The 12,386-nt window shown below is 59.3% G+C and carries 9 protein-coding genes and 2 pseudogenes; 7 read left to right on the top strand and 4 right to left on the bottom strand.

All coding sequences use genetic code 11. The features are described from left to right. Positions 1-70: 70 nt before the first annotated feature. Together YUU_RS0100375 and YUU_RS62615 are read left to right on the top strand one after the other, a co-directional pair. On the top strand, positions 71-931 hold the full coding sequence (locus YUU_RS0100375; protein WP_027520564.1) for a fumarylacetoacetate hydrolase family protein: 861 nt from the start codon (positions 71-73) through the stop codon (positions 929-931). After that, positions 870-1,990, top strand: a pseudogene (locus tag YUU_RS62615) (Bug family tripartite tricarboxylate transporter substrate binding protein). Before YUU_RS0100375 ends, YUU_RS62615 begins: the two are co-directional and overlap by 62 nt. 81 nt (positions 1,991-2,071) lie before the next feature. On the opposite strand, the gene YUU_RS0100365 reads toward YUU_RS62615, so the two are convergent. The 3 genes from YUU_RS0100365 to YUU_RS0100355 all read right to left on the bottom strand — a co-directional run bounded on the left by YUU_RS0100365 (position 2,072) and on the right by YUU_RS0100355 (position 4,673). Further along, positions 2,072-2,554: a cupin domain-containing protein gene (locus YUU_RS0100365; protein ID WP_371260456.1), complete on the bottom strand. Its 483-nt coding sequence runs from the start codon at positions 2,552-2,554 to the stop codon at positions 2,072-2,074. Between the two features lie 98 nt (positions 2,555-2,652). After that, a complete protein-coding gene (locus YUU_RS0100360) occupies positions 2,653-3,768 on the bottom strand; it encodes an alcohol dehydrogenase catalytic domain-containing protein (RefSeq protein ID WP_027520562.1) in 1,116 nt (371 codons plus the stop codon). 176 nt (positions 3,769-3,944) lie between these two features. Continuing rightward, positions 3,945-4,673, bottom strand: coding sequence for a GntR family transcriptional regulator (locus YUU_RS0100355; RefSeq protein ID WP_027520561.1), 729 nt, complete (start codon positions 4,671-4,673; stop codon positions 3,945-3,947). A 255-nt stretch (positions 4,674-4,928) separates the two neighbouring features. Between YUU_RS0100355 and YUU_RS0100350 the strand changes: the two genes are divergently transcribed. Genes YUU_RS0100350 through YUU_RS55985 form a run of 5 tightly spaced genes read left to right on the top strand, consistent with a single transcriptional unit; the run spans position 4,929 to position 9,740 of the window. Next, positions 4,929-5,831 carry a VOC family protein gene (locus tag YUU_RS0100350; protein ID WP_027520560.1) on the top strand — a complete coding sequence of 301 codons (903 nt, stop codon included), beginning with the start codon at positions 4,929-4,931 and terminating at the stop codon, positions 5,829-5,831. 59 nt (positions 5,832-5,890) lie between these two features. Further along, complete coding sequence (locus YUU_RS0100345; RefSeq protein ID WP_027520559.1) at positions 5,891-6,772, top strand: alpha/beta hydrolase; 882 nt, start codon at positions 5,891-5,893, stop codon at positions 6,770-6,772. A gap of 26 nt (positions 6,773-6,798) precedes the next feature. After that, positions 6,799-7,824, top strand: a complete 1,026-nt coding sequence (locus YUU_RS0100340) for an Ldh family oxidoreductase (protein ID WP_245287908.1) — start codon at positions 6,799-6,801, stop codon at positions 7,822-7,824. 58 nt (positions 7,825-7,882) lie between these two features. Continuing rightward, positions 7,883-9,493 (top strand): bifunctional 3-(3-hydroxy-phenyl)propionate/3-hydroxycinnamic acid hydroxylase, encoded by a 1,611-nt coding sequence (locus tag YUU_RS55750; RefSeq protein WP_063621642.1) that lies wholly within the window; start codon positions 7,883-7,885, stop codon positions 9,491-9,493. Positions 9,494-9,500: 7 nt separating this feature from the next. After that, on the top strand, positions 9,501-9,740 hold the full coding sequence (locus YUU_RS55985; protein ID WP_084801291.1) for a DUF1348 family protein: 240 nt from the start codon (positions 9,501-9,503) through the stop codon (positions 9,738-9,740). A 2,057-nt stretch (positions 9,741-11,797) separates the two neighbouring features. Here YUU_RS55985 and YUU_RS60960 read toward each other — a convergent pair. After that, positions 11,798-12,380: pseudogene (locus tag YUU_RS60960) on the bottom strand (IS630 family transposase); the annotation flags it as partial. Between the last annotated feature and the right edge of the window lie 6 nt (positions 12,381-12,386).

The raw sequence follows: 12,386 nt of genomic DNA, 5'->3' as shown, positions 1-12,386 counted from the left end.
GACTTGCGCTCCGCCTAGATTTCGAAAATATTATAAATATCGAAATTTATGCCGAGGGGAATGGGAGCAGATGAGGTTGTTGTCATTCTCGACTGATGCCGGGGAGAGCTGGGGGGCGGTCGTCGGCGGTGAGGTTGTCGATCTGGGGCGAGCGCTGCCGCAATACCCGGCTCTTGCAGACTTCATAGGGAGCGAGGATTTCAAACGTCGCGATGAGCTGGTTGCAGCAGTTAGGCCGTCCTCGCGCTTGGCAGAAATCAGTTTTCTGCCGGTGATACCGCGTCCGGAGAAGATCGTTTGCGCCGTCAGAAACTACCTTGATCACCATCATGAGGCCGTGGCGACCGGTTTGAAGCGTGAGATCACGGAGTTTCCACCAATCTTTCTCCGAGTATGGCGTTCACAGGTGGGACACAACGCACCGGTCGTGCGGCCGATGGTGTCAGATAACCTCGACTGGGAGGGGGAACTCGCCGTCGTGATCGGCAGGGGCGGGCGTCATATCGCGGAGGATCGCGCTCTCGATCATGTCGCCGGCTACTCGATCTTCAACGACGTTAGTGTCCGGGATTGGCAACGCCACGCGCAGCAGATTGCGTCTGGCAAGAATTTTGTCGGAACTGGCCCGTTCGGCCCCTGGCTAGTGACGCCGGACGAGATCGGTGATCCGACCAAGCTCAAGCTTGAAACCCGCGTCAATGGCAAGATCGAGCAATCGTCCGATACGTCGATGCTGATTTTCTCGATCCCTCGATTGATCAACTACTGCTCGACGATATTCGATCTTGTCCCGGGCGATGTGATTGCGACGGGAACGCCAGCGGGTGTCGGCTTCGCGCGCAAGCCGCCGGTCTTCCTAAAGCCCGGCGATGTCGTGGAAGTCGAGATCGAGAATATCGGGGTGCTGCGCAATCCCGTCGTTCAAGAGTGACGGGCGCCCAGTCTTCCGCACGGAAGGTCGGCTCGATTGCCTAGAAAAAGAGACGGAAATGGTTGTGCGACTTCGTCGACATCGATGTGCGTCATCCCTGGCTCTAGGGATGCTTTGCCTCTTGGCCCTGGCGATACCGACGTCCGCTGCGGAAATCTACCCAAATCGGCCAATTCGACTACTTCACGGTTTCGCGGCGGGGGGAGCTGCTGACGCGCTTGCGCGGATCGTCTCAGACGCGCTCATGAAGCGATTGGGGCAACCGATCGTGATCGAAGCAAAGCCTGGCGCGGGCGGCAATATCAGCGCGGCGATGGTCGCGAATGCCGATCCAAATGGCTACACGATCGGGTTGGTGACCGGTGGGCATGCGATCTCGGGCGCACTGTACAAGTCGCTCGCCTTCAGCCCTACGGACAGCTTCGAGATGGTTTCGACGCTGGTTTATTACTCCTTTGTCATCGCTGTGCGTTCAGACTCGCCTGTGAAGACTTTGCCCGAGTTGATTGCTCTTGCGAAGAGCAAGCCGAGCGAAGTCAGCTTTGGCTCGACGGGGTTTGGTACTACTCAGCATCTTGCGGGCGAGCTCCTCAATACGTCCGCCGGCACAAAAATGCTCCACGTGCCATATCGCGGAGATTCCGCGGCTGTCACGGCATTACTCGGAGGAGAAGTGCCGGTGATATTTGGGACAACGGTCCTCTCGCAAGTCAGATAGAGGGCGGGACCGTTCGCGGGCTGGCCGTAACGTCGCCCTCGCGAACGGCGCTACTTCCGAATGTGCCGTCGGCAGACGAAGCCGGACTGAGGGGGTATGATGTCAGGACCTGGGCCGGAATTGTTGCTCCCAAGGGAACGCTGCCCGAGATCGTCGCCAAGCTAAATGCCGAGATCGTTGCGGTGTTGGCGGATCCCGCCGTAAAGGCAGCGTTTGAGACAGCCATCGGTGGCGAAGCTCGAAGCAGCACCCCGGGCGAAATGCGCCAACTCGTTCAGAGCGAGATTGCAAAGCGGTCGAAGGTTGTAGACGACGCAAAGATTGAGCGCATCGACAGATAAGAGCGGCGTCTCGGTAAGTCGGTCGGCGGGACTTCGCCGGCACTCGTCGGCGATGTCGTTGCCTACGTGACGAGACTAGCTTCAACTCGCGCCAAGCAAGATGAATGCGAGCGTGGCGGGCTTGTTTCCCTTGTTGCGCCAGCCGTGGCGGGCGGCTTGCTGAACCACTGTATCGCGCGACCTCAGGTGGACGGTCTCACCATCGTCGAGCTCAAGCCAAATCTCGCCGTCGAGGACGATGGCGTAGTCGACCGTGGGCGTGGTGTGCATTCCTGGATTGTCCATCTCGAAGTGATCCGCAATACCGGGGGTCGCCACGAGATGTTCGGGGCCAGCCTTGGTCGGATCGAAATCGGGAGACATCATCACGCTGTCCGGAGGGAATGTCACGATGATGAAGGTCGATCCTCCCGCGCGCGGCAGCAGGCTTGCGCCGGCCACTCCCATCGGGTCGCTGGTGGCTGCCGAGAGTGAGGGTGTCCCGGCTGACATCCAGATGGGCGCGCTATTGAAGCCGGGAGTGTGCTTGAGCGCAATTTCGCGCGGCGAGGGGCCGTCGCTCATGACCACGGACTTTCCACTCGCATTCTTCCCCGTGACGACGCGTCTGACGGTCATGCTGCTCTCTCCTCAGCTCTTGGAAATTGGATGTGATGTTGAAGTCAGGGATAGATGACGAAGTTGGAAAAGCCGCCATGCCGCGCGGCAATGCCCGATATGGCCTGATTGACTTCCGCGAGCGGGTACCCTTGCGTCTTGAACATGGAGAGGTCCACGGCGCCGGCGCCGACCAGATCGGCCATCTCCTGGCCTTCCTCGGTGGTGAACCAGAGCGAGCCGCAGAGACGCTGATAGTGATCCATCAACCAGTGGACATCGATCGGGATCTCTCCCATCACGGCGCCGATGTTGACGGCAATACCGCCACGCCGCAGGCTCGCGAGCCCTTGCAGGAACGTCTCGTGCTTGGCGCCGGGGCCCAGGCAGTCGATGAAGGCGTCGGCTCCCTCGCCATGCGTATGCTTCATCACGAAGTCGGTGACGTTGCCGTCATCGATCGAAAAGACCTCGATGCGTGAGGGAGCAAGCGATTTGATCTCCTCCAGCAGCTTGCGGTCGCGCCCGGTGCCTAGGATCTTCTTGACGCCCATCGCCGGTCCAAAAATGGCTGCGCCGATGCCGAGTGTGCCGCTGATGCCATTGACCAGGATGGTATCACCAGGTCCGGCGTTGACCTTCTTCAAGGCCGAGTAATTCGTGCCGAGATAGCCAAGGCGCGCGGCTTGTTCGTAGCTCATATTGTCCGGGATGCTCACGATCGCCGAGGCCGGGGCAACCATGTATTCGCCAAGGCCTCCGCTCGGGTATTGTGCGAAGGTCGGCATCGCATCCTCGCTGAAGCCGAAATAGCCCTGGAAAGCGTAGTGCTTGCAGGAGATGGCATCGCCCCTGCGGCAATGACGGCATGTCCCGCATGAGCGACCCGGGTTGACGTAGACGCGATCGCCGGGCTTCAGCGCGTGAACCTGCCGTCCCACCGCGACGATCTCACCGGCCGGATCGAGACCGAACACGGCCGGAAGCGGCGGCTGCGGCATGTGGGGAAACCATGTCGGCCAATTGGCAAGGATGTTCCCGAGATTGGGAACGATGCCGCAAGCCCTGACGCGCACGAGGACGTCGAGGTCACCCGGCTTGGGCGTCGGCAGATTCTCGAGCTTCAGTTCGCCGCCAACCTTGTGCAGCCGCGCTGCGGTCATGGTTTCAGATACTGCCATGGCTTCCTCCGTCGAATATTGGACGGCGAGCGCGAGGCTTGGCCGTTTCGGAGACCATCGTGGAAAAATTTCGAAAACGCAATATATTTTCGTAATTACATTTTGGCGCATGGTTGCGGGCCGCGATCTTGATCGCAGCCACGAGACCAGTCGAAGAACAGGGAGATGATCTCGGCTTATGCCGAAACGCGGACAGCCCGGCTACGCGGTTCTTCGTCGGGAGCTTCGAAGAGATGGCCTGCGTATTTGACGACGTTGGCGGTCGTCTCGCGGATATGGCGTTCGATCAGTTTTCCGGCTTTGGTCGGATCACGCGCGATGACCGCTTCCATGATCATCTTGTGCTCGACGTCCTTCGCTCGCCACTTGGTGCGGAACTGGGATGACATCCGCCGATAACGATGTGCCCGCTCGAACAACTTCTGCCGGATCTCGAGCAAATTCGGGGACTGGCACGCGACGACGAGCGAGAAGTGGAAGTCGCCGTGCAGCTTGGTCCATTCTTCCGAGAGGTAATACTTGAGGCCGAGCCGCTCCTGGAGGCGATCCATACGATGGAACGCGCCAATGATGGTGGCCTCCCAGGCGTCGTCGCCGCGCTTGATCGCAAGGGTCAGACATTCACGCTCGATCAGAACCCGCACGTCGGTCAGGTCGTTCAGGTCGTCGATCGAAACCGGCGCCACGATGAAGCCGCGCTGGTCTTCTGCGACAACCAGCCCTTCGGCGACGAGACGCGAAAGTGCCTCCCGCAGTGTCGAGAAGCTCACTTCATACATCTCGCGCAGCGACTCGAACTTGAGCTTCATGCCCGGTTTGAGCGTGCAATTGATGATATCGGCTCGCATCCGATGCAGCACATCGGCAGCGCGCGTTTCACCTGCTGGCTTGAGCTTCTCGGGCATCCCGGACGGTCCTGACGAATTGCATAACGAAGTCAGTATGATAGATTTTCGAAAATAGATCAAACGATAGACAGGCCACGCGGCCAGATATCAACGCCGAAGCACATGCACCCGAATATGTGGCGAAGGTTGCTAAAGGATACCGGCGCGGCCTTTGGATAAAATTTCGAAAATAATTTATTTTATCGAAAATAGTTGATGGCTGCTCTCGGATAGGATACCTGACGTCCAATGGGAGAAGCTTGGGAGGCCCACATGCCACCGATTGTGCACGCCGTCGGACACGTCAAGATCAACACCACGGCAACCGACGCCGTCGTGCGGGACGCCACGGAGATCCTTGGCCTGCACGTGACGCATTCCGACGCGCGCGAGACCTGGCTGAGTTCGAACGGTCGCGCCGCGGAATTGGTGCTGCTGCGCTCGGACGAGAACTCGGCTCACACCATCGGGCTGGAGGTTTTGACCACCGACGCTTTGCGCGAGGTCGAATCCCGCATCGAGAGCGCCGGGTGCCGCATCCTGTCGCGCCAGCCGAGCCTTTCCTGCTTCGCCGCCGGTGTCTCGTTTGCGACGCCGGAGGGTTTGCGCTTCGAGGTCCACACGCCTGCGCACGACAACATCTATGGTCGTCGCTATCCGACCCACGGCGTCGGGCCGACCCGCATGGATCATCTCAACCTGACCTCACCGGATCCCGTTGCCACATGTCGGCAACTCGAGGCCATTGGCGGGCTTCGCGTCTCGGAGCGGATGGCCGACGACAGCCTGACCTGGATGTATGGTGGCAATCGCCAGCATCACATCATTGGCGTCGTGCGCGGCAAGGTCGGCTTGCATCATTACTCGTTCGAGTTCAGGGATTTCACCGATTATCTCAAGCTTGGCGACCTGCTCGATCGCTTCGACAAGCAGATGCTGTGGGGGCCGGGCCGCCACCGCCCCGGTGACAACACCTACGCCTATTACACGGATGCCAGCGGCGCCATGATCGAGTGTTCCGGCTCGATGGCGCTCATTGCAGACGATGCAACCTTCAAGCCCAACACGATCACCAATCTCGAGCGACCGGGCAATGTGCGCGCGATGAATGTCTGGGGCACGCCGTCGCCGCTGGAATGGCGCCAGTTTCACTTCCCGTTCGCTGCCGTCAATTGATGCTGGCATTCCGCCGGCATGCGACGGGCCGTTTAAAGACCATACCAGAGACATGAATCATGCAAGAGAAGCTCTCGTTCCATTCTGACGGCCTCAAGCTTTCCGCCGTGCTGCATGTGCCCGAGGGGCGAAAGCCCGGCCAGCGGCTCCCAGCCTTCATTGTGCTGCACGGATTTGTCGGGTCCAAGGACGAGTCGCACGCTGAAATTCAGGCCAATTTGCTCGAGCAAATGGGCTATGCCGCCCTTCGTTTCGATTTTCGTTGTTGTGGAGAGAGTGAAGGCGAGCGCGCACAGGTGCGTTGCTTTGACCAGGTGGCAGACACCAAGAATGCGCTGACGTTTCTGGCCCAGCGCGAAGAGATTGATCCGAAGCGGATCGGCGTCGTCGGGCACAGCTTCGGTGCGGCGGTTGCGGTCTACACGGCCGGTGTGGACGATCGCTTCGCTTGTGTCATCTCGTCGTGCGGTTGGGGGAACGGTGAACGCAAGTTCCGTGGTCAGCATCCTACCCCGGAGGCATGGGCCAAGTTCACGTCGCTGCTGGAGCAGGGGAAGAAACAGAAGCAGGAAACCGGCAAGAGCATGTGGATCTCACGCTTCGATGCGGTCCCGATTCCGGAGCATCTGCGCAAGAACCTCTCGCCCAAGGCGATCATGGAGATACCGGTCGAAACCGCCTGGAGCATGTACAATTTCCGCGCCGATGAGGTGGTCGGGAACATTGCCCCCCGTCCGATCCTGTTTCTGCACACCGCTAACGATACCATTACTCCGACGGAGCAGTCCCTCCGCATGTTTGAAAGGGCAGGGCAACCGGCAGAGCTGGTCCTGATCACCGGCACGTCGCACTTTCCGCTCGCCAAGGAAGATGCGCCCCGCACGAAAGCCATTCTCAAGGGCTGGCTCGACAAGTTTTTTCCGACCCCCCTCGGTGCCTGAGGATGGCGGGCGCTTCGGATACCAGCGTGATCGGCGAAGCCGACTTAAGGAAATTTGCGACGGGCCTGCTTCACGCGGGTGGTCTTACAGCGGATCATGCCGAACAGACGGCTGCGATGCTTGTCTGGGCCAATACGCGAGGCGCGGACTCGCACGGGGTCCTGCGCATTCCCCGCTATGTCGAGATGATCGAACTCGGCCTGATCAATCCCGCTGCCTCGCCGACACAAGTTTTTGCGAAGGGAGCGGTTGCCGTGGTCGACGCGCAAAACGCACCTGGCGCTGTGGGAATGAATATTGCTGCGCGTTCTGCCGGCGAGCTCGCGAGAGCTCACGGTCTAGGTTGGTGCGCGGTTCGTTCCATCACGCACGCAGGAGCGATCGGGTACTATGCGCAACAGGTCGCGCAAGCGGGCTTGATCGGGATCGCGATGACTGCCTCCAAGCCGCTCATGATCTATCATGGATCTCGCGCAGATGGGGTGTCGACAAATCCAATCGCGATCGCTGCGCCGACCAGCGATCCGCAACTTCCTTTCCTCCTGGACATGTCAACAGCGGCTGTTGCGATCGGAAAAGTCATGGCGGCAAAGGATGCTGGCCGGTCGCTGTCTCCGGGATGGGCAGTCGATGAGCATGGCATGGAAACCTCCGATCCGCGAAAGGTCAAATCAGTCCTGCCGATGGCCGGTCCGAAGGGGTCCGGGCTTTCTCTAATGATCGAAGTCCTCGCAAGCGTGCTCGTTGGGAATCCGCTGATTTCCGTCGCACTCTCACAGGATGGCGATCCTGGTGGAAACGGTCTCGTCGCCGCGCTCGACCCAGCGGCGTTTGGGAGCGACTTCACCGCGGACGTCGATAGGCTGCGCAGCGCAATCAAGGGCTTGCCGCCTGCGGAAGGGGTCGATGAGGTCTATCTGCCGGGCGAACGCGGTTTCGAAGAGAGCAGGAAGCGTTTTCGGGACGGTATTCCGATCGCGCAAGGCACGCTCAAACGGCTGTTGGCGCTCGCCAGCAAACTCAATGTGCCGGCCCCAGCAGGTGTCGGTTAATTCATCGGGGAAGCGCGCTGAATTCCTTTGGCGCGTGCTATCGAGGGCGGAGACAGGAATGTCCGAAATTGTCGATGTCGCTGTTGTCGGCTTGGGGCCGGTCGGCGCCGTTCTTTCGGCATTGTTGGGACGGCAAGGTATCTCAACCATCGTTCTAGACAAAGCCGATGATATTTTTGCGCTGCCCCGCGCAATATCTTTCGATCACGAAGTTATGCGGATTGTACAGAACCTCGGTCTGGCTGAGGACGTTCATCCCTATGTCGTCGCATATCCCCGGACCGAATACCGCGGTGTCGGCGGCAAGCTGATCGCCTGCTATGAGTCCCTGCCGCCACCCTATCCGCAGGGATGGCAGCCGGGATTCATGTTCAAGCAACCGCCTTTCGAGCGAGCTCTTCGCCAGGCGCTCGCCGAGATTCGCTGCGTAGACATTCAACTTGGCACTGCACTGGAGAATCTCACGCAACACGGCGATCATGTTGAGCTGGCTATTCTGGATCGAGGAGGAGAGCGGCAGAAACTGCGAGCTCGCTATGTCGTTGGATGCGACGGCGGCGGGAGTCTCGTCCGCAAGCTGATTGGCGGTGCTCTTGAGTCGCTCGATTTTGACGAGCCGTGGCTTGTGGTGGACGTCCTCGTCAACGAAAGCGGGGTCGCCAAGTTGCCGCAAGGGATCGTTCAATACTGCGATCCGCAGCGCCCGACGACGTATGTCGTGGGATCCGGCAATCACCGCCGCTGGGAGTTCATGCTGCTTCCTGGTGAAACCGCGGAGGAGATGAACCGTGAGGAGACCATCTGGCGCCTGCTCGGGCGATGGATGACACCTGAGGACGGTGAGCTTTGGCGCGCCGCTACGTACGTGTTCCATGCGTTGGTCGCCAACGAGTGGCGCCGTGATCGCGTGCTTCTGGCTGGAGATGCCGCACACATGACCCCCCCTTTTATGGCCCAGGGGATGTGCCAGGGAATCCGGGATGCGGCGAATCTCGCATGGAAGCTCGAATTGGTGCTCAGAGAGAGGTCGACCGCCGCGCTCCTCGACAGCTATCAGCACGAGCGGCGTCCGCATGTCAGGACCACGACGGAAACCGCCAAGATGCTCGGCCGCATCATCTGTGAGCTCGATCCGGAAAAAGCGGCACAACGTGACGCACAGATGCTGAGCGAGAAGGGCGATCCGCCAGCGGTCCAGTATCGCCAAAGCCTCATTCCGGGCCTGGTTCACGGAGCGCTTTGCTCGGAGCAGGGACCTCCGGTGGGCGCGCGCTTTCCTCAGCCACGAATCGCCAGCGAGTTCGGCATTACATTGCTAGACGATCAGTTCGGGAATTCGTTCCGCCTGATCATGGCGCCAAGCGCCGACTTGCATCATATCCCCGTCGAACTATGCCAAAAGCTGGGTGCAATCGAGGGCAAAATACTTTGCCTGGCCGAAGGGGAGCGCTCTTGCCAGCGCGGACCCGGAGCATGGACGATTGTTGAAACCGACGGTCTGCTCGGCGCCTGGATGCGCGATCATAAACTAATTGCCGCTTTGGTCCGTCCAGACCACTACGTATTCGCCATCGCGAGACAGGTGTCCGACTTAGACGCGATGAGCGCATCGCTCGATTTGCATTTTTCAGCGAGCGAGGCACCGTTAGCTACCACCGCGATGGCGTAGCCGACCGCTGGCGGCCGGCCACTCTAGGCTGGGGTCTCGATGGCTGCGCTATGAATTTCATGACGACAGCGGCACCTGGTTTCGGTCCTACGGCAACGAGCTTTGGGAGTTTGATGCGCGCGGCCTGATGCGCCGCCGCGTCGCCAGCATAAACTACGCCCGGATCCGTGAGGCCGATCGCAAGTACCACTGGCCGTTGGGGCGAAGGCCGGACGACTATCCGTCGCTGAGTGACCTCGGGCTGTAGGCGCGCTCTGGTCGAGCGCCTCTACCCTGAAAATCGAGTTTACGCGGATCCGGAAAAGCGGCGTTGACTTGAACCCCCGACCTATCCACTGCATGGTTGCGCATAGCGATACCCTATTTTCCGGCCGTAGCTCAAATGGTGGGTTTTGGCCCAGGCAGGGCGAAAATGATCGATCGTTCAACGGGAGTTGACTGACACTCTCTCCGCCACGCTTCGCTACAACTCACCCCTGGATCCGATTGTTCGAATCTACCGTCAAACTACCGAAGAATTTCGCGATACTGCGTGAATTCTTCGCACAAGCCGTAGTTCTTCGCCGTCGGTTCGGAGGATGCTTTCGCTAGAGACTACATGCCGTCATGAGTAAGCCGCTCGCCGCCAAGATGGCGGGGAAGTGACCTCGCCAGATCGAACAACAGGCAACGTCCCGCTGCCGACGGGCGGTGGGACCGTTGCAGCGTCGCGGTGGCAGCTAGCGAAGCGGACTTTCCATACGCGCCGCCGGGTTCGCCGACCCGGCGATCAGCAAGCTGAAAGCCGCCTAGGTAGATCACGCCAAGCGCGAATACCGCGGTTCAGAGATTCCGAAATCGAACCTGCCGTCGCTGCTTGGGGGTTAGCGCACGCGCAATCGTGCTTACGCGTCATCTGCTCAATTCATTCGGAATAACGAAATTCGCCGCGAACGGTTGTTCTCCCAACTACCGACAAAAATACCGACAACTCGCACGGCTGGACCGAATTTTTACGCATGTTTTCAATGCGCCGCAAAAATTTTCCCGAAAATCTGGAATCGAACCATTGGCTTAAGTTATTGTTATTATTGATGTTTTCATCTTGGTGCCCCTGGCCGATAATCGCTTAATACCATAACAATTTGAATTCAAAGTGGTTTTTATCATCGATTGCTGCCAATACCAACAGAAATACCAACAAGATGACGCGCGGTGTCAGCTGGTAAAAATAAAGCAGCAGACTCCACGGTAGCGGGCACGCCCCATGCCGTTCCGGCCTCCACAATCGCCCGACGGGAATCGAACCGGCCTCTGAATCGAACTCCCGTCGGGATCAACCGAACACTATATCGCAGGTCAAGGAAGGATCTTGTTCATGCGTACCCCATCCATCGTTCCCCGACGGTGTTGGGCGAGACACTTACCTCGTGCGGGACGACTTCGGGGGGCGACTCGGCTCGCGTTTGACGCGAGAGACCGACGCCGAAAAGCTGATCGCGCGATGCCGATTTTCTTATCGCGGTCAGCAATGACCGTCGGAGGCGGTCTCTCAGTAGTGAGCGCGTTGCTTGACCAAGCGAGGCCGCGCCAACGGTGAACGTCCCGTAACCGGCGTTCTCGCCAATGCTGTATGTTTCGAATCGAGGAAGAGGAAAGTCGGTCGGCGGAGCCACGAACGAAAGAATGGGGAAACGGAAGCGCAGACGTCTCGCTGCCAAGGAATGCTTCCTTGCAAGAAACCACGACACTACTTCCATGCTGGCAACCTCGGCCTGCAGAAAGGTGAATATATTTTGCCGCCGTCGGTGAGCGGCGGACCGCAAAATGGCGATGTTTCGCCAGATGTGCGTCGGGACGATCGCGTCTACGTGGTGAAGCTATTCGACCAAGCGGCAATTTGGGCAGCTCACCACGAATATCCGCGAATCTATTAAGTTGAACTCGAGGGCGTCGTCGAAGATGATCCTGACGTGCCAGGGACCGCTTTCCAGTGTGAAAAAGCACGCATCGTCAACGTTCACAAGATTCCGCCGGAAATGCTTTTGGCCGCGAGGAAAAGGCTACTTCTATGATCGGTCAGCTTGCAACGATCCTCACGAGAAAACCAGTCGGGTCGCCGCCGATTGATAGACTGCGCAAATGCTTCTTCGAAGGGGCCATCGAGAGGAAGGCGCATTGAGGAAATCATAGCTCTCGATCCGTGACGGGTCTACCGGAGACGCGCGCTTGCGGCCGCGAGCTGCCAACCATTTGAAGAACTTCGCTTCGACGAGGTGCGCCGGCTGTCTCGCCGCGCAGATTGGGGGCTAAAGCGTGATGGCATTAAGTTCGATAGCCTGAATTTTCGAGGTAGTTCGCGCATTCCTCGGAGGTGAAGGCATCGAGTGCGTGGTCGATTGCGGCGCAGACCGCGTCGACGGTTCGTGCGGCAGCTTTGCGGAGCAGGTGCTTGAGCTTGGCAAAAACCTGTTCGATCGGGTTCAGGTCGGGTGAGTGTTTTGGCAGGAAGAAGAGTTTGGCGCCGACCGAACGGATGAGCTGGCGAACTGCTTTGCTCCTGTGGCTGCCGAGGTTATCCAAGACGACGATATCGCCGGGTCGAAGGACGGGCAGAAGAACCTTCTCGACATAGGTGCGAAAGCTCACGCCGTCGATCGGCCCTCGATGAACCATGGCGCATCGATCCGGTCATGGCGCAGGGCCGCCAGGAAGGTCATGGTCTTCCAGCGACCGTGGGGAACCTTGGCGTGAAGTCTGCTCCCGTGCGGCGCCCATCCCCGCAAGGGCGCGCCATATCGGTCCTGGTCCAGGTCTCGTCGATGAAGACCAGCCGCTCAGCTTCGACGCGACCTTGATACTTTGTCCACTGGGCTCGCCGCCGCGCGACCTCGGGTCGATCGCGTTCGCCAGT

Source organism: Bradyrhizobium sp. Ec3.3 (genome assembly GCF_000472925.1).
Lineage (GTDB): Bacteria > Pseudomonadota > Alphaproteobacteria > Rhizobiales > Xanthobacteraceae > Bradyrhizobium.
This window is presented reverse-complemented; position numbering and strand designations above follow the sequence as displayed.